Consider the following 17573-nt stretch of genomic DNA (forward strand, 5'->3'; position numbering starts at 1 on the left):
GCAATAGCTCTGCTACTTAATATGAGCTGAGCCAGTCATGTTCAATTGGAATAGGGAGTTAAACCTCAGCTGCGACAACTCGCCCACTGAAGTAGTCATTCGAGACAATGTATTCCGTTGTTCTGGTCAGTTCGTCTTGCAGTTGTGCCCAGTGACACCCATTGAGCTTGCCTTCGGAGTTATGAACGGCAGGGACAACGCCACCGACTCGAATACCAAATGGCGTCAGTTCTTTCGCCCAGCTATGGGTAAAGCCGGTAATCATGGAGTTTGCGCTCTCTAAGCCTGACACATCATGAAAGTCATCGTGAGATATCACATTCACAATTACGCCTTCTTTGTCTTGCTCTCGTAACCTCTCTGCACTGATTTGCCCAAATGCGAAAAGGGTCGATGCCATAGCAGACAGATCATTGATAAAGCTACTGACAGGCTGATCGCCAATTAGACTAGGCATTGGGGAACTTATCCAATTGTTGACCAGAACATCGGGTGTAGTGTTAAAGGTGGCTTGAATAAAATCAAATACGCTGAGGATAGCTTGGCTGTCATTCCCTTCGAGCGTGTAATGGTAAACAGAGTCGGAGAAGCGGGCACATTGTAAATAAGTCGCCTGAAGTGCTTTTGCGTCTTTATCACAAAGGATGACAGTGGCTCCAAGGTTAACAAAGTGATTCGCAATCGTTCCTCCCAATCGCGAGCCGGCAGATGTTACCAATATAATTGAGCTTTTTATTTCCATCCCAGTACCTAAGCAAATCGTCCATGTTGGATAATGATGGGTTAAATTTCATACAGCGGGTGTGAATTGGCTCAAACTAAGGTGTACCCATTGATAACTTTTTATGAACTTTGTGGCAGGTCACATTTTGCAGTAACTTCAAGTGTTAACCGACATCTCCGGTTTTTATGATGACCAAAGGTGATGGTTCATATTGCCTACATCAATCATTCAAAAAGCGAGATCGAACAAAGAATAGTCGTGAATATTGAGTGAGAAAGAGGACGGCTAGGCAGCGGCTATACTTGCGCCTGAATCTGATACTGACGTTGAGCTGTCGACAGCTCGTTGTAGAGCGTCGCATTTGGTAAATCAGGTAACTGTTTACTTGCCAGTTTACGCCTGTCATGACCAGAAAGGTTTTGGTAAATCTCTTCGGGGAAGTCGGCTGTATCTTCTGGCATGAAAGCAAGTGCTTCAGGCTTCAAGTAGTGGCTTAGCTTGGCGCTGGCAAGGCTAGCTTGATGAAAGTGATTCGATTGTTGTGCTGAAATTTCATACGACGATTGGTTTGAACGCAGTTGTTGCGGTTCTGCTACGCCAAATTGCTTACGTAAGCGATCTTCAGTCGTTTCAGTGACGTCAATAGTGTCGATGGGAGTACAGTCGCGAACATCATTAGAAAACATAGATAGCAGCAACGCAAAATCTGCACGGCGACCTTGCTCAACCGCTTGGCTGATCCCGATGCCGAACTTCAGTTCGTTGATGATTCCTGCTTTGTCTAAAGTATGTATTTGCATGCTGCCTCTCATTGGATACACCTTTAACGGCACGGAGTTGGCAAACTTTAGAGTTTAATTACAGGCAAATAACGAATTTATGTAGGGCGATTGAGAAAGGTAAGAATAGGTTGAAAAGTCGGCTCGATCTGCTAGTTCGTTTCGCAATGTTCGCATTGATTAGAATACGACAGATACAAAAAAGCTCACGCCGAGGCATGAGCTTTCAATAGATAACTCGCTATAAATAGCGCAGCGTAAGTAATAATTACTTAGCTAGGTTCTCTTCTACGAAAGACCAGTTTACTAGGTTCCAGAATGCAGCCATGTAGTCAGGGCGAACATTGCGGAAATCGATGTAGTAAGCGTGTTCCCATAGGTCAACAGTTAGAAGTGGAGTAACACCTTCTTCTGTTAGAGGAGTCGCAGCGTTAGAAGTGTTAACGATGTCTAGAGAACCGTCAGCTTTCTTAACTAACCAAGTCCAAGAAGAACCGAAGTTGTTGATTGCTGAATCTGTGAATTTCGCTTTGAATTCTTCGAAAGAACCGAATGCAGCGTTGATCGCTTCTGCAACCGCGCCTGTTGGTTCGCCGCCTGCTTTAGGAGCAAGACAGTGCCAGTAGAACGTGTGGTTCCAGATTTGAGCAGCGTTATTGAAAACACCACCAGTAGAAGTCTTAACGATTTCTTCTAGTGTTTTGCCTTCAAACTCAGTACCTGGGATAAGACCGTTTAGCTTAACAACGTAAGTGTTGTGGTGCTTACCGTGGTGGAAATCTAGCGTTTCTGCTGAGATGTGTGGTTCTAGCGCGTCTTTCGCGTAAGGAAGAGCCGGTAGTTCAAATGCCATTGCTCAATTCTCCATTGATATGAAAGAGTTAACTCTTTCGATTGCTTCCAGTGATATTATTATTCATGGCTCGCTATATTGCCAACCACGGTCAATTTGCTGACTTGCGATATAGTTTAGCAAGTTTTTACTTTATTAAAAGCTTAATTCATCACTTTTGTGTGAATTGTTAGCTTAACTGGTTAACCTCTTTTTTTATATGGTTTTTATTCTTTTGGTTTGGGGTAGAATAAAGGCAATGAAAGCCGTAATCCATTAACGAGGAAGCAATGGAAACTATCGATAAAATCAAACAGCAAATTGAAGAAAACACTATTCTACTGTACATGAAAGGTTCTCCTAAGCTACCTAGCTGTGGTTTCTCTTCTCAAGCGTCTCAAGCGCTAATGGCATGTGGTGAAAAATTTGCTTACGTAGATATCCTACAAAACCCTGATATCCGTGCAGAGCTTCCAGCTTACGCACAATGGCCAACGTTCCCACAACTTTGGGTTGAAGGTGAGCTAATCGGTGGTTGTGATATCATTCTTGAGATGTTCCAAAAGGGTGAGCTTCAGCCAATCGTTAAAGAAGCCGCTGCTAAAGTAGCTGGCGACGACGCTGAGTAAGCTTTAGGCCTTGGTGCTTAAATATTGAATGGAAGGGGCCTTAATTAGGCTCCTTTTTTCGTTTGAATGGTTCAACAAAGACTCGATAAGGAATGAACAATGAACGTAAAACTTCATTATGTGCATGATCCAATGTGCAGCTGGTGTTGGGGCTACAAGCCAACGCTTGAGTTATTAAAACAACAATTGCCAGCGAGCATTGAGTTTAGCTATGTAGTCGGTGGTTTGGCTCCGGATTCTGAAGAGCCGATGTCAGAAGAGATGAAAGGCAAGCTTCAAGCGATTTGGAAGCAGATTGGAGCTAAGCTGGGTACGGAATTTAATCATGAGTTTTGGACGGAATGCCAACCAGTTCGCAGCACTTACCCAGCGTGTCGTGCAGTGATCGCTGCTGGTTTTCAAGATCACTACGAAGCAATGCTTGAAGCGATCCAACACGCTTACTACCTTCGTGCGATGCTGCCTCATAGCCAAGAAACGCATTTGCAGTTAGCTCAAGAGCTAGGGATGAATGTACAACAGTTTGAAAATGACCTTTCTAGTAAGCTATTGGAAAGCGAGTTAGATGATCAGTTAGGTTTCAAAGAAGCGATGGGTGTGCATTCTTACCCAACCTTAATGCTTGAGGTAAACGGTATCTTTAGCGAAGTTGAATTGGATTACCATTCAACTGAAGCGACGCTCAAGTCTATTCGCGAAATTCTAGTGAATAACGCTCCCGCTGTATAATCCAGCGAGAGCTGTCTGTATTGACGCAATAACCTCTAAGGCTTACTCATAAGAGTAAGCCTTTTCTTTTGTCTGACGTAGTTGGTTTATCTCCTCTGTAAACCGTTCGAATGTGTTAGTTGCTTCCGAGATTGATGCTTCAATTTCTGATTCGACTTGATCTAAGTCTGTGGCTTCGGTTACTAGGCCGTTTGCTTGTGCTTCAATGATTGCGAGCGGAGAAGCAATCGCGTCACATGCCACCATTTTAGCGGCACCTTTGAGTCGGTGTGATGTGGTTTTTAGTCCCTTATATTCCTTATTAGCCCACTGCGCTTTTATCTGTTCATTATCTGCAATAAAACTTGCGGCAAACTCGTCGAGTAAGGTCATCACCACATCGTGATCTTCAAATAGATCGTAGAGTGCGGTGTAGTCGATGATGGGGCTATTGGTCTCGTTGGGTGAATCTTGAGGGACTGTGGGGTCAACATCTTCGATTGTCTCTGAGTTGTTATTTTCTGCCGATTCCGCAAAGCTCTGTTCAATGCCTTGGAACAGCATTGAAAACTCATTGGTTTCTTGAGTTGCAGGTAAAGCGTTTGACGAAGAGCTTGTGTCCTGATTTTGCGAGTCTGGCTTTTCTGCATCAGAAATATCGGTTTCAAGCGTCGGATCTAAATCGTGGACTGCGGGTAGCCATTTTTCAATGGTCAGCTTCATTTGCTTAATGGAAACGGGTTTAACTAGGAAATCATCCATGCCGTGTGCATAACAGTTGGCATCTTCACCCTGAACCGCATTCGCCGTCAACGCGACGATAGGCAACTTTTGAGTTTCTTGATTTAGTTCTTCATTGCGTTGTTCTATCTGACGAATGCTTGAGGCAAGCGTGTAACCGTCCATCTCCGGCATATGACAATCGGTGAGAAGCAAACCATAACGTTTATTTTTTAAAGCATTCAGCGCTAGCACTCCGTTATCGAAAATATCAGCGTGGACACCAATACTCTCAAGCTGCTTGGCGATGACTTGCTGATTGATCGGGTGGTCTTCCGCAACAAGAATCAGTCGGCCATTACGCTCGGCTTGTTCGCGAGTCTCGATGGCGATAGGCGCTTTGGTTTCGTTGTCTAATGATGAGAGTAGATTGTTGTGACTGACGGGTTTCGTTAAAACATGAACAAGGTTATCGGGCAGCAGCGGATTTACCGACAAGCACCAAGAGTTACCTAAAGGCTCTGGTGAGAGCATTGGGTTTTGGTTGATTACGGTGAAGCGTGTTGAACCCGTATGCTGCTGAATCCAAGCATCGCTAATCGCCAGTTGTTGCCAAACCGACATCGCGACAAAGATGTGTTTGGGCTGATGTTTGACGATCATCTCTTTGAGTAGGTGCTTTTGATTAATGTGCAGAACTTTTGGTTCAAGATCGAAGTGTTTCAAATATCGACACAGCTCTTCTTGTTGCAGAACGTAGCCAACAACGTATACCTCGCTTGAGTGATTACCGACATCTAGCTCAATAGAATTCTCACCCTCTGAAGGAAAAATCAGCGTTTGTCGTAGAGCCAAAGCGTTGCTTACTGCATGTTCAGGAGTACAAGTTGGGAGGGTAACGGTTACCGTAAAGTGGCTGCCTTTTCCTTCTTCACTCGACAGTTCTATGTTGCCATCCATCTGTTCTATCAATTTCAAAGCGATAGACAGTCCAAGCCCTGTGCCACCAAAACGGCGACTAGTGGTTTTGTCGACTTGTTCAAAAGGTTGGAATAAGCTTTGTTGTCTGTCTTTCGGGATGTCGATGCCCGTATCGGAAACCGTGAGGCTAACTTTCTGCTGATGTTCGTTTTGTTCAATTACATCAACATGCAATGAAATAGTGCCATGTTCGGTGAACTTAATCGCATTGTTAAGGAAATTGTTTAGAATCTGATGGAGTCGTATATCGTCTGTAAACAACCACTGAGCGAGGTTTGGGTCTTGCCAATAGTGGAAGGCTAAGCCTTTTTGCTGTGCATGAATGGATTGCGGTTGCACGATACGGGCGAGTACTTTTCCAAGCTCAATTTCGGTCGGGTTAAGATCCAATTTTCCGGCTTCAATCTTGGAGTAATCGAGTACGTCATTAACGATGTGCAGTAAGTTCCGAGCCGACTGATTCAATCCACCGTGTAAGTTCAGTAACTCTTCACTCAGCTGATGTTCCTGCATTAATTCCAACAGCCCTAAGATCCCACTAATCGGGGTGCGAACCTCGTGGCTAATGGTCGCTAAGAATTGCGACTTTGCAGCCGTTGCACTTTCTGCTTTTTGGCGTGCGTTGTCTAAAGCTTGCTGTTGTTTTTTTAGTAGGGTGATGTCTGTTATCACCGTATTCCACTCAATGGTTTTGCTGTTCGATACTTGGCTATTAAATTTCACCCATTTAGTTTGACCTGATTCTAACTGCATTCGCTGTTCATCTTCCCAATGCCCGGTTTCAATAGCTTCGAGCATACTGGTTTCAAACAGGGGCAAGTCATCCTCTGCGATCAGATCAAACAGACGTTGAGGGTGCTCTTTTACGTTATCCACGGATAAGCCGAACATATCGCTTACACCTGCACTGACAAAGCTAAACCGGATATCTAAAGGCTGTCGAGGGTGCGTTTGAATATGTTTAAGCACGACCCCATCAATGTTGTCGGCCAGCGTTTGCAAGTGGGCTTCTGCTGCTTTTGCTCTCTGCTCGGCGATCTTTCGCTGCTCGATTTCAGCCGCCATTTTTCGGTTCCAAAATACGATCACGAAAATGACCACAAAGATCCCAAGCCCGATGATCACCGACCATTTAGCGACTTCGCGTGGTGATAAGCCTTCTTGGTATTCATAGGTTAACCATTTGTTTTCCAAGCGCGCTAATTCATTGGCAGGCAGTGCTCCAATGGTTTTGTTGAGAATACTCAACAGCATGGGATGGCGGAAGTTCACTGCGAGAGCTAGTGGTGCGCTGTTTTGCTCATTAATGGTGCCAGTGATTTTGAATTGCCCTACATAGTCTTGATGCAATAAAGGTGCAGCATGATGAAGTGAAGCAAGCGCGAAACTGATGTCGTCTTTCTGTAATGCTTGGAAAGCGCTGACGTGATTGATGTAAGGGACGGCTAGGCAAGTAAGGCAGAGAGAAGGCAGAACTGTTGAGCCTCCAGAATTTTCAATCACACCAACAGCTTCGGTGCCACTTGGCGCAAAGTTGCCTAAGCGATCAGAGCGACTCAATAACACCCAAGGTTCAAAACTGTAAGCTTGAGTGAAGTCCATGTATCGGGCTTTATCTGTGGTTGGTGTGATGTTGGTTAGCACCATTGTCTCACCATTATTGAACGCGACCTCGGCCGCTTCTGGTGTTAGGTAAGTGGTACTTTCGAATGACACGCCAAGCACATTACTTATTAGGTTTAAGATGTCAGCAGATAAGCCTGAGTGTTGCTGTTGCTCATTGGTAAAGTCGTAAGGGTACCAATTGGAGTGTGTGCCTACGGGGATGGAAGGGTTGCTGTCGAGCCAGTTCTTTTCATCTTGGGTTAAATTCAATGTTCCATAGTTCAGCAGCATCGAATGTTGCGACGGAGCAAGCCATTGATTATAAATAGATTGCAGTGAGCCTTCCTTAATGTCCTGTAAAGCGAAATTGATTCGGCTAAGCAATCTGTGCTTTCCTTTTTTGACCGCGAAGTGCAAGTGGTCAGCTGGAAGGTCAGGAAGAACTGATAGTGTGAGTGAGTCTCGAGGCTGTTCTCGTAATAACGCAGAAAGTGCAAGCGCATCGCCAATGTACGCATCCACGCTATCCTCCTGAATTGCCGTGAATGCCGCTTGCGTACTGTCTAATGTGGTAATTTGACTATCAGGAAGCAGGCTAGGAAGCAGATCATTGAGCGCAAACCCTTTCTCCAATGCTAGGTTGGCGGTTGCCAACGCACCTAAATCGTTTATTTTTCTATTTTGGGTCATCACCGCTCGTCTTATGGAAAACATCGGCTCACTAAAAGTCATGTAATTATGGCGCTCCTTGGTCGAAGAGACACCGACTAGCAGATCTAATTCACCTCTTTCGAATGCACTCAGTACATCACTAAATGTTGAATACAACTTAATCTGATATTGGAAACCTGCATTTACCGCTACCTGATCCAACATACTGATGAGTAGCCCTTCAGAAACAGTGTTGCCTGAGGGAGTCTTATGTTGATAGCTGTAGGGGACCATGTCGTAAGAAGGTAGGCCAACCCGCAATATGACTTGGTCACTCGATGAGTTCTCTGTTTTGTTTGCTAAGGAGCTAGCGGGTGATGTGTTCCCTGGTGGGGTGTTTTCGGCAAAGGTGAGCAGTGGCCACATCAACAGTGAAAGACAACTCAATAAAAAGGCGACACACCACGTTTTCGTTTTTGAAGCGCTGTTTTGCATAAAGACATCCTGTCGTTTGCTTGCTGATTTTAGAGTATCGCCATGCTTAACTAACGGCAGCCAAAGGGGCTTTAGTTAGTGTGGGGAGTGAAAAATTATCAGCTTGCTGCAATGCCATACGTTGAAGTAGAGCAAGGTTCGTGTGATCCGCTTTTAAATGAACGTCAATTTGGCGCTTTATTTGAACGACTTTGTCTTGTAATCCTAAGGCTTGATAACACAGCGCCAACAAGAAGAACGCGTCGACATCATTGCCTGAAAACTCGTTTATCGAAATACTCTCAATGCACTCTGTCGCAACCTCATGTTGATCGAGTTGAATCAGTTGTAAGGTACGACAAAGCTTTAGAAGCGGCTTGCTCAATGCGTAAGACTTTTCAGAGTGAGAAAGCCTCTGCCAAGTCGCTTCAGGTTTCCAAAGTGTTAGTTCTTCGTGGGTGAGCGCCAAACTATCCGCCCATAAGATGAGTGCTCGCTTACCTGTAGAATCCCAAATTGAGTGAGGAATGAGTTGTGCGAGAGATTTGAGATGTTGGGTCGCTTGTGTGACATTTTTATCTAGCAACTGCAGCCAGACCATGGTGTTGGTTAACTCAATATTACTGCTGTTCACGGTGAGTACTTGGTCAATCAGTTCGCTCGCTGATTCGAAATCACTGGTATTGAGACAGATCTTGACCTTAAGTTGCTGAAGTTTGATATTGCGCGGGTTGCTTTCTATTAGGCCATCGATTTGACGGAGTGCGTCGTGATAGTGCTGCTTGAGGATATGTATTTCAATGAGCTTAACTTTAGCGGGCAGGTAATCATGGAGCTGCAATAGCCCATTCAACATGGCTTGTGCGTCATCGAGTTGTTGGTTTTTTATCAGAATATTCGCCATATAAATAATGGCATCTTTCAGTGTCGACGGATCAGGGGCTTTGCCAAAGAGTGGCTTTACCGCATTGAGGCCATTCTTTAAAAAGGCCTGCTCTAATGTCGAAAAGTATTGCTGCCGAGAGAGTGCGGATGTGACTCTTTTTATGATGTCATCTGCACGTATTGGCTTAATCAAATAACCATCAGGTTCTAAGTTAGCATAACCAAAGAAGGTATCTTGGCTGTCATTGCCTGTGACGATAAAGACGATCGTTTGTGGCCGGATTAATTCTTTTTGCTGCAAGAACTCAAGCAACTGCAAGCCATTGCTTCCTGAGCCTAAATCGTGGTCAATTAATAAGATGTCGAATCGATGTGCGCGACAAGCCTCAATCGCGTTTTGTGCATTGGATGCGCTAATCACATTGTTGTTAGGCACGCCTAACTTGATAAGTAGTGCGCGGGTAGCACTTTGAATGACGCTGCTGTCATCAACGATGAGGTAGCGCGATCGGGCGAGTATATCCATATAGTAGCCTTCTGACGTATTGAGCCTTGCCACTTTGTCGTCTATGAATTAGCGGCTTATTTATTAAACACTTAAGTGTAGGAGTGAATTCAATGAATAGCCACAAGTTGCACATCAATGCGTACGGAATAATGTATAGGGAGTGATGTTGGTTCAGAAGGTTAGCGTGTTTCTAAAGTTGGAAATAAAAGGGGAAAGAGACTAAATACAAAAAAGACCGCACGAGGCGGTCTTTATAAAAGTGAGCGTAGGATTCTTTAACTACAGAACCTAATTACAGAACCATGGCTGCAATCCAACCGAATACGATCAGTGGGATGTTGTAGTGTAGGAACGTCGGTACTACGGTTTCCCATACGTGCTCGTGTTGACCATCAGCATTAAGACCCGATGTTGGACCTAAGGTTGAGTCAGAAGCTGGAGAGCCAGCATCGCCAAGCGCTGCAGCTGTACCTACTAGAGCGATCGTTGCCATAGGTGAGAAACCAAATGCTGCTGCTAGTGGAACGTAGATAGTTGCAAGGATTGGAATCGTAGAGAACGAAGAACCAATACCCATAGTTACCAATAGACCAACAATTAGCATAAGCAGTGCCGCTAGAGGCTTGTTGTCACCGATGCTGGTTGAAAGCGCTTCAACCAAAGATTCAACGCCACCAGTTTGCTTCATTACCGCTGCAAAACCTGCCGCTGCAATCATGATGAAACCGATCATTGCCATCATGTGAACGCCCTTAGTGAAGACATCGTGTGTCTCTTTCCAAGCGATTACACCACCGAAGGTGAATACCATGAAACCAGCCAAAGCACCGATGATCATAGAACCTGTCGATAGTTGAACCGTTAGTGCAGCAACAATACCCGCAGCAGCCACTAGGATGTGCTTCTTGTTGATCTCTTTCACTTCGGTTGAAACAACAGTATGAGACGTTTCTTTGTATTGACGTGGCTTACGGTAAGTAAAGAATACTGCCGTAAGAAGACCAAAGATCATACCAGCTGCCGGTAACAACATCGCCATTGGTACTTGGCTTGCTACTACGTTTTCAAGACCGTTGTCGTGAAGGTTTTTAAGCAAGATGTTGTTTAGGAAGATGCCACCAAAACCGATAGGTAGAACCATATACGGAGTAATCAGGCCAAAAGTAAGTACACACGCAACCAGACGACGGTCTAGGTTCATTTTTGCGAATACGCCTAATAGAGGTGGGATTAAAATTGGGATGAAGGCGATATGCACAGGAATCACGTTTTGCGAAGACATGGTCACTAAGATCAAAGACGCAAGGATGCCATATTTTAGACCATTAGATGCCGCACTGTTCTCTTTGCCGTGAATGCGCTTAATGACGCTTTGAGCGAGTAGATCTGTGATACCAGAACGAGAGATAGCAACAGCAAAGGTACCAAGCATTGCGTAGCTAAGTGCGATAGTTGCACCGCCACCTAATCCACTTTCGAACGCTGCTACAGCATCGTTCACACTCATACCAGAGGCTACGCCACCGATAATTGCGCTGAACGTGAGAGCCACGACAACGTTTACGCGCATCAAAGCTAAAACAAGCATGATGCAAACTGAAATTACAACAGGATTCATATTATTCTCGGGATGTTGTGTTTTTTATGAAGGCAATACGAGTGAACGTTTACCGACTCTATTTGTTATTCTTCGTCAACAAGAGGCCAACCACCAAGGGCTTTCCATTTGTTTACTATGCCGCAAAATAACTCTGTGGTTTTTTGCGTATCATACAAAGCAGAGTGTGCTTCTTTGTTGTCAAATTCCATCCCCGCAGTGCGGCAAGCTTTAGCCAAAACGGTTTGACCGTAGGCAAGACCACTAAGGGCTGCAGTGTCAAAAGTTGCAAATGGATGGAAAGGGACGCGTTTAAGCTTACAACGCTCACTTGCTGCATTAACGAAGTTTAAATCGAACGTAGCATTGTGAGCGACCATGATTGCGCGACTGCAATCTGAAGCTTTTTGTTCTTTTCTCACAAGCTTGTAGATTTCTTTAAGGGCTTCTTGTTCCGACACAGCACCACGTAATGGGCTAAATGGGTCTTTAATTCCGTTAAAGTCTAATGCTGCCTGCTCTATATTTGCGCCTTCAAAAGGCTCAATGTGAAAATGAAGCGTTGATGCAGGGTGCAGATCTCCGTTCTCATCCATTCTTAGTGTAATGGCACAGATTTCTAATAATGCATCGGTTTCAGCGTTAAACCCTGCGGTTTCCACGTCGATGACCACTGGGAAATAGCCACGAAAGCGTTTTTTAAGGGTCAGAGCTTCGTTTTCTACAGTCATGTTAGCCCAAATATGTGTGATTAAGGCAGCATTATTGCAGATAATAGCAGTGATAAAAACTAGGGAAGGGCAATAAATCATAAATTAGCCGACCTATTTCGGCTTGATAATTGCATATTCAAACGTGATGGAAAAATGCGGCAATTGGCTGCATTGTTAAACGAATTGCTTAAGAGATACTCCACTTTATGAAGAAACAACTCATAACAGGTTCAATGCTATTTTCGCTACTTATGTCGTCATCGGTATTGGCACAAGCAAAGCGTTACGGAGCATCTCCTCTACAGTCGACGTGGGAGATGGTGGCTAACACGCCACTAGAATGTCGCTTGGTTCACCCTATCCCCAACTTCGGTGATGCTGAGTTTTCATCTCGCGCGAGTAAAAAAATCATTTTGGATTTTGAGCTTAAAATGCGTCGCCCAATGGGTGCGACACGCAATGTAAGCTTGATCTCTATGCCGCCAGCTTGGCGTCCGGGCGAAAGTGCTGACCGCATGACGACCATTAAGTTCTTCCAACAATTTGATGGCTATGTTGGTGGTCAAACCGCTTGGGGTATTTTGAGTGAGTTGGAGAAAGGGCGTTACCCGACATTCAGCTATCAAGAGTGGCAGAGCCGAGATCAGCGAATCGAAGTTGCACTATCATCGGTATTATTCCAAGAGAAGTACAATGTGTTCAGTGACTGTATCGCCAACTTATTGCCTTACAGCTTCGAAGATATCTCTTTTACTATCTTGCACTACGATCGTAACAGCGATCAGTTGAATAAGTCTTCACGTAAGAGACTCAGCCAGATTGCCGACTATGTTCGCTATAACCAAGACATCGACCTTGTGCTGGTGGCTACATACACCGATTCCGTCGATAGCAAAGGTATTAGCCAGAATCTTTCAGAGCGCAGAGCGGAATCATTAAGAGAGTACTTTAAATCTCTAGGCTTGCCAGAAGACCGTATTCAAGTACAAGGTTATGGTAAGCGTCGTCCAATTGCTGACAACAACTCGCCAATTGGTAAAGACAAAAACCGACGTGTTGTTATCTCTTTAGGTCGCACACAGGTGTAATCTGAACAATAGCTCGTTTTGAAATGACAAAGCCCGTCTTCACTGATGACGGGCTTTTTTATATTTTAAATTTGAGTCGTTGTTTAAACGTAATTTGTTTAGTTCAAGCGGAAGCGGGCGATCATTTCACAGTTGGTCGCGGTATCGATCTTTTCCACCATAGAAGCAATTTTAGGGTTGGGATGGCGTTTCATGAAATCGATAAGGGCTTTCTTACAGCAACCAATTGAGTCAATGAAGCTTGAACATTGCGTATTGGGACATTGCGGGATCAGTGTCAGTACTTTTTCTGAAGCCAATTGGAGATACTTGAGTTCATATTCAGTATCGCCGGCCCATCGCCAAAACTGAGCGAGGTTGTGACAAGAAATCACAGAGATAAGTAAGCGCTCGTCCGCTTGGATATCGGTACGTTCAGTAATTTTTTCGCTTAAACTCAATGCTTGCTGATAGTGAAGAATACTTTGTACAGGATCGTCGAGCTGCAATGCCGTATCGGCAAGTAACGTGTGTTTTTCCCATTCGCTAATCATTGTGTTACCTCACTAATCAATAGGGGACTTAATTTAAATGATAATTATTATCATGTAAAGTTTCATCAGTGAGAATGTTGTAATAATTAGTAAAGAATATCGATTATTAATAGAGCTACAAAAAAAGCGAGCTTTATGCTCGCTTATAGTGTTTATTCCATAGCCAAATATTGCAGAGGCTACGAAGGGTTAACCTTCTAGACCAGCACTTGCTTGCTTGTTCTGAATAAGCTCAATCATGTAGCCGTCAGGATCTTTAACGAATGCGATGTGAGTAGAGCCGCCTTTTACAGGGCCCGCTTCACGTGTCACATTACCGCCTGCTGCTTTAATCGCGTCACACGTTGTGTAGATGTCATCAACTCCGATAGCAACGTGACCAAAAGCTGAGCCAAGGTCATATTCAGTCGTGCCCCAGTTGTAAGTCAGCTCAATCACAGCGCCTTGAGATTCGTCACCAAAGCCAACGAAAGCCAGTGTGTATTCGTACTCTTTATTCTCGTTCTTACGTAACAGCTGCATGCCCATTACATTGGTGTAGAACTCGATAGACTTGTCTAGATCACCAACGCGTAGCATGGTGTGTAAAATACGGCCGTTTGACATGATTTGCTCCTAGCTTTAATTATGTATACGTTTTTGTAATTCTGTTTTATGCCGCTAGAAAAATGCGGCATTGTTTAGCTTCTTAGCTTCTTAGCTTCTTAGCTTCTTAGCTTCTTAGCTTCTTAGCTTCATTCGCTTAGAGCTAGCCTAGACGTCGGTTTTTTCCTTGAATGCTCATTATATTCACTAAAAAATAATCTTACTTAGTGAGTGAGTGAGTGAGTGAGTTTCCAAGTATACAAGGGCTCACAAGGCCTTTCTATCTAGACTTTCCTTTACGAAAATAGAAAGATTTGTAAACCTAGTGCTTTAATGGATGAATTCTGTTCAAAATTACCTCCATTATTCTTTACAAAAATAGTAGCAAATTAAAAACGACTGCTCTATAAAATTTCTTTCCAGAAGGCTTTGTAAGGCGATGGCCTCACTGCGTGAAACCATCACCCTGCTAAAAGGGTATTTAGGGGAATGATGGTAAAGTAAAATAATAAAGCCACTCCTGACGCTCGCACAGCTCACTACTCGCTAGGCATATATGATTTTCCTTGACCATCGGTATAACACTCGTATAAGAGCCTCCGTAACTCGCTTTTGGACATTTGTGAGTCAGTGACTTTGCTAAATTAGCTATTCACGAATAACTTTTGGTATTACAAAAGACTGAGCCGCACCGCTTGATACGATGCCGTCCGTGAAAGGAAATGGACAAAAACGAGTTGAAATTTTCTAATTTTGCTATCCATAAATTACCTGAAATAAGGCAACATCGCTTAACTCAATCTCCAGTTTTGGGGAACAATTGAATTTTGAGTGTTACCTTACATACAGAACTTTGAGAGTGTTGCATAATAGAGCCTGAGCTGAATTTTGCTGATAAAAAACAAAAGATTAAGGGAAATATTGTTGTTATGACAGCACCTCTAGTTATAAACACTGAAGAAGAATTCTTGAACTATGCTTATGGTGTACTTTTTGATGGAAATGAAGTTAAGTTTCTTAACTTTAATGGGTGGCCGAAGGTAGACCTTGACATCAAAGGTGAGCGCTATCATAGTTCGCTGCCGACAAAGCTAATGGAAGGCTTGATCGGCTTTCAGCAAGAAGTAGATAAAGCTTATGCAAGCCTTCTTTATGGGGCATCGAATAGGCAGAAACTGACCAATACTGACAAAGATATTTTAGAGTTGGTATTCACTATCAAGGAAGGCTCTACTGGAGCATCAAGCGGTGATGGTGGCTGGTTTAATGGCTTTTGGGATAAGTTGGATGTGGTTTGTAAAGATATGACAGGTGCACAAAAAACTTCAATACTTGTGATCGTAACGCTAGCCATTGGTGGCTACTTTGCGACCAAGACATTTACTGATGCACAAACCAAGCAGCACGCTGAAGAACAACGAACTGAACAGATTACAGCTTTGACAGAGATGAATAACAAAACAGTTGAGGCTATGCGTGATTCGCTGATGTCTAAAGCTGTGGAGTTGGCTCCTGCATCTAGTGGTGCGCAGAAAGTTGTCGAGCATATGGAAGAAGGTTATAAAAGCGTTGTTAAGTCAGTACAGGATGCAGATGAGCTTTACATTGGAGATACAAAGTTCAGCAAAGCCCAAATACATACGATTTCGGCTAAACCAGATGTAGTTAATGAAGTGGATGAAGGTACAGGGGAGTTTTTCATCGACTCAATTAGTAAAAAGCGTTCAGACTACCTTAACGTTAGTGTTCAAGCGGTTGATAGTGAATTGTCATTTAACGTTAAAGTTGATAGAGCGTTTCTAAAAGATGATGAGAATGCTGCACTACATGAAGCATTTTATAATGAGACATCGATCAAACTGAAATACCAAGCGAAGCTCAAAAATGGCGAGATTGCAGAGGCTCGTTTAATCCATGTCGTTGTCTCTGATTTACAGCAAGTCGCGCAAATAGACTTAACTGAAAGTTAGTTTGCCTAACACCAGATGCTGCTGTCTATACTATATGCCAGCAGCTTTGTCTTGTTACATACGAGGTAGTTCATTCCCCTCTTTTTTTCATATGGCTGCAAATATCATCTAACCAGCCATTTTTCCAAGCCGCTTTATATGCTCCGCGAGAGAAAATACGAAACTCATTCCTTCTTTCATATTTCATGGCTTCATCGTGGCAGTTTTCTTTTGTCCAGTAGCCATATGATGTAGCGTTAGCTTTTTGCATGTGGGCACAGCAGTGGTCAAGCCAGCCATTATCATTTGCGGCATTGAAGCCTGTATGACAGTGTTTTCTAAACTCTGACCTAGTTTTATATTTTTGAGCTTCTCGAATACACGATTCTTTAGTCCAGCTTGTTCGGGTTTGTGTTTCTTTAGGTGGTGGCATATGTGAACAAACTTCGTCAAGCCAATCGTTATATGGTTTTATTGAGGCATTGTATGCAGATCTAGAGCCACGCATAAAGCTAGCTCTAGATGAATATTTAAGTGCTTCTTTACGGCAATTTTCTATTTGATCCCAATACCCTTTTGGATATTGTAGACGAGACGGAGCCATATGTTTACAAATGTCATCTAACCACCCTTTAACTCTCGCTCTGTGATATGCAGAAGCCTTGCCTTTCATAAAGTCGACTCGATGAGAGTACGATAATGCGAAGTCAGCACATTGCTCTTTTGTTAATGGCTCCTTTTCTCCACCTAAACCTCCCAAAGCACTTTTATAGTTCAGCATCGAAATACCTTTGGATGAATAATATTCTTCCAGTTCAGCTTCTTTTGTACTAGCTTCTAGGGATGGAATATAGGGAGTTATTTGCTCAAAAGATACATCAGGCTCTTGAACAAGATCTCTAGTTGACTTTGTTTCACCGCGTTTATGGGCAGAGATTCGCTTGTTGTAGTTGGCGGTTAAACCCACATACCCTTCATTTTTAAGTGGACTGTATATGAAATATATACAACGAAACTCTTTGTTTCCCACGATGTCGGTATGAGAAAGAATGTCATCTAGCCAACCATTGCGATGCGCTCTTTTATATGCTCCGGGACTACCTCTTTGAAACTCACTTCTTGTTTGATATTTCAGGGCTTCTTTTCGGCATGTATCAATGCAGTTCCAATGGTTAGGAGGAAAGCGTGGTTTTGAAGTCATATGAGAGCATATCTCATCCAGAAAGCCTTGCCTTCTTGCTGCTTGATAAGCTCCCGATGCATACTTAATGAAGCTATCTCTTGTAGTGTGCATCATAGCTACTTCAGAACACGTTTTTTTCGTCCATTTACCGTTTTCAGAGGTCATATGACTACAAACAATATTCTGCCAGTTATGTTTGTAGGTAGCAGTGTAAGCTTCAGGTGCCCCTTCTTTAAAACTGACCTTGGTTGTGTACTTTTGAGCAACAGTCATACATCTTTCTAGAGTCCAATATCCATTCCGTTTTTTCTTGTACTCTAAATGTGAGCATATCTCCTCCATCCATCCATTCTTTATGGCAGCTTTATAAGCAGTGTCAGCGCCGATGTAAAAATGACCCACTAACGTCGATTTAAAATTGACCCACCT

14 protein-coding genes are annotated in these 17573 nt (G+C 43.5%); 4 read left to right on the forward strand and 10 right to left on the reverse strand.

All coding sequences use genetic code 11. The features are described 5' to 3' along the window. Positions 1 to 58: 58 nt before the first annotated feature. The 3 genes from AB6D80_RS13455 to sodB all read right to left on the reverse strand — a co-directional run bounded on the left by AB6D80_RS13455 (position 59) and on the right by sodB (position 2356). Positions 59 to 742, reverse strand: a complete 684-nt coding sequence (locus AB6D80_RS13455; RefSeq protein ID WP_017099967.1) for an SDR family oxidoreductase — start codon at positions 740 to 742, stop codon at positions 59 to 61. A gap of 278 nt (positions 743 to 1020) precedes the next feature. Then, the gene (locus tag AB6D80_RS13460; protein ID WP_277814439.1) at positions 1021 to 1524 is read right to left on the reverse strand and encodes a VC2046/SO_2500 family protein; all 504 of its coding nucleotides are present in this window, start codon (positions 1522 to 1524) and stop codon (positions 1021 to 1023) included. A 247-nt stretch (positions 1525 to 1771) separates the two neighbouring features. Further along, on the reverse strand, positions 1772 to 2356 hold the full coding sequence (gene sodB / locus AB6D80_RS13465) for a superoxide dismutase [Fe] (protein ID WP_004734050.1): 585 nt from the start codon (positions 2354 to 2356) through the stop codon (positions 1772 to 1774). Positions 2357 to 2625: 269 nt separating this feature from the next. Here sodB and AB6D80_RS13470 point away from each other — a divergent pair, with 269 nt between their 5' ends. Beyond that, complete coding sequence (locus AB6D80_RS13470) at positions 2626 to 2964, forward strand: Grx4 family monothiol glutaredoxin (protein ID WP_009848715.1); 339 nt, start codon at positions 2626 to 2628, stop codon at positions 2962 to 2964. A gap of 99 nt (positions 2965 to 3063) precedes the next feature. Further along, positions 3064 to 3693, forward strand: a complete 630-nt coding sequence (locus tag AB6D80_RS13475) for a DsbA family protein (protein ID WP_017099964.1) — start codon at positions 3064 to 3066, stop codon at positions 3691 to 3693. A gap of 42 nt (positions 3694 to 3735) precedes the next feature. On the opposite strand, the gene AB6D80_RS13480 is transcribed toward AB6D80_RS13475, so the two are convergent. The 4 genes from AB6D80_RS13480 to rnt all read right to left on the reverse strand — a co-directional run bounded on the left by AB6D80_RS13480 (position 3736) and on the right by rnt (position 11824). Continuing rightward, a complete protein-coding gene (locus AB6D80_RS13480; protein WP_372188742.1) occupies positions 3736 to 8124 on the reverse strand; it encodes a transporter substrate-binding domain-containing protein in 4389 nt (1462 codons plus the stop codon). Positions 8125 to 8170: 46 nt separating this feature from the next. Further along, complete coding sequence (locus tag AB6D80_RS13485) at positions 8171 to 9514, reverse strand: response regulator (RefSeq protein ID WP_231847883.1); 1344 nt, start codon at positions 9512 to 9514, stop codon at positions 8171 to 8173. 274 nt (positions 9515 to 9788) lie between these two features. Continuing rightward, positions 9789 to 11114 carry a Na+/H+ antiporter family protein gene (locus tag AB6D80_RS13490; protein WP_012603527.1) on the reverse strand — a complete coding sequence of 442 codons (1326 nt, stop codon included), beginning with the start codon at positions 11112 to 11114 and terminating at the stop codon, positions 9789 to 9791. Positions 11115 to 11179: 65 nt separating this feature from the next. Next, positions 11180 to 11824 (reverse strand): ribonuclease T, encoded by a 645-nt coding sequence (gene rnt, locus AB6D80_RS13495; RefSeq protein WP_029222960.1) that lies wholly within the window; start codon positions 11822 to 11824, stop codon positions 11180 to 11182. A gap of 188 nt (positions 11825 to 12012) precedes the next feature. Here rnt and motY point away from each other — a divergent pair, with 188 nt between their 5' ends. Next, on the forward strand, positions 12013 to 12894 hold the full coding sequence (gene motY, locus AB6D80_RS13500; RefSeq protein WP_065677932.1) for a flagellar protein MotY: 882 nt from the start codon (positions 12013 to 12015) through the stop codon (positions 12892 to 12894). 98 nt (positions 12895 to 12992) lie between these two features. On the opposite strand, the gene AB6D80_RS13505 is transcribed toward motY, so the two are convergent. Both AB6D80_RS13505 and gloA read right to left on the reverse strand, forming a co-directional pair. Next, entirely contained in the window at positions 12993 to 13427 is a 435-nt protein-coding gene (locus AB6D80_RS13505; protein WP_012603530.1) for a DUF2753 domain-containing protein, read from the reverse strand. A gap of 189 nt (positions 13428 to 13616) precedes the next feature. Continuing rightward, on the reverse strand, positions 13617 to 14033 hold the full coding sequence (gene gloA, locus AB6D80_RS13510; RefSeq protein WP_004734046.1) for a lactoylglutathione lyase: 417 nt from the start codon (positions 14031 to 14033) through the stop codon (positions 13617 to 13619). Positions 14034 to 14941: 908 nt separating this feature from the next. Here gloA and AB6D80_RS13515 point away from each other — a divergent pair. Further along, positions 14942 to 15982 carry a hypothetical protein gene (locus AB6D80_RS13515; protein WP_372188744.1) on the forward strand — a complete coding sequence of 347 codons (1041 nt, stop codon included), beginning with the start codon at positions 14942 to 14944 and terminating at the stop codon, positions 15980 to 15982. 70 nt (positions 15983 to 16052) lie between these two features. Here AB6D80_RS13515 and AB6D80_RS13520 read toward each other — a convergent pair. Beyond that, a partial coding sequence (locus AB6D80_RS13520; protein ID WP_372188745.1) for a GIY-YIG nuclease family protein occupies positions 16053 to 17573 on the reverse strand: 1521 nt, incomplete at its 5' end.

Source organism: Vibrio sp. 10N.247.310.17, from assembly GCF_041466605.1.
GTDB classification, from domain to species: Bacteria; Pseudomonadota; Gammaproteobacteria; order Enterobacterales; family Vibrionaceae; genus Vibrio; species Vibrio tasmaniensis_A.

Excerpts from the sequence above, each read along its gene's own strand:
- gloA (WP_004734046.1), bottom strand. The coding sequence starts at position 14,033 with ATGTCAAACGGCCGTATTTTACACACCATGCTACGCGTTGGTGATCTA.
- AB6D80_RS13505 (WP_012603530.1), bottom strand. The coding sequence starts at position 13,427 with ATGATTAGCGAATGGGAAAAACACACGTTACTTGCCGATACGGCATTG.
- AB6D80_RS13460 (WP_277814439.1), bottom strand. The coding sequence starts at position 1,524 with ATGCAAATACATACTTTAGACAAAGCAGGAATCATCAACGAACTGAAG.
- AB6D80_RS13485 (WP_231847883.1), bottom strand. The coding sequence starts at position 9,514 with ATGGATATACTCGCCCGATCGCGCTACCTCATCGTTGATGACAGCAGC.
- AB6D80_RS13470 (WP_009848715.1), top strand. The coding sequence starts at position 2,626 with ATGGAAACTATCGATAAAATCAAACAGCAAATTGAAGAAAACACTATT.
- AB6D80_RS13475 (WP_017099964.1), top strand. The coding sequence starts at position 3,064 with ATGAACGTAAAACTTCATTATGTGCATGATCCAATGTGCAGCTGGTGT.
- AB6D80_RS13480 (WP_372188742.1), bottom strand. The coding sequence starts at position 8,124 with ATGCAAAACAGCGCTTCAAAAACGAAAACGTGGTGTGTCGCCTTTTTA.
- AB6D80_RS13490 (WP_012603527.1), bottom strand. The coding sequence starts at position 11,114 with ATGAATCCTGTTGTAATTTCAGTTTGCATCATGCTTGTTTTAGCTTTG.
- sodB (WP_004734050.1), bottom strand. The coding sequence starts at position 2,356 with ATGGCATTTGAACTACCGGCTCTTCCTTACGCGAAAGACGCGCTAGAA.
- motY (WP_065677932.1), top strand. The coding sequence starts at position 12,013 with ATGAAGAAACAACTCATAACAGGTTCAATGCTATTTTCGCTACTTATG.
- AB6D80_RS13455 (WP_017099967.1), bottom strand. The coding sequence starts at position 742 with ATGGAAATAAAAAGCTCAATTATATTGGTAACATCTGCCGGCTCGCGA.
- rnt (WP_029222960.1), bottom strand. The coding sequence starts at position 11,824 with ATGACTGTAGAAAACGAAGCTCTGACCCTTAAAAAACGCTTTCGTGGC.
- AB6D80_RS13515 (WP_372188744.1), top strand. The coding sequence starts at position 14,942 with ATGACAGCACCTCTAGTTATAAACACTGAAGAAGAATTCTTGAACTAT.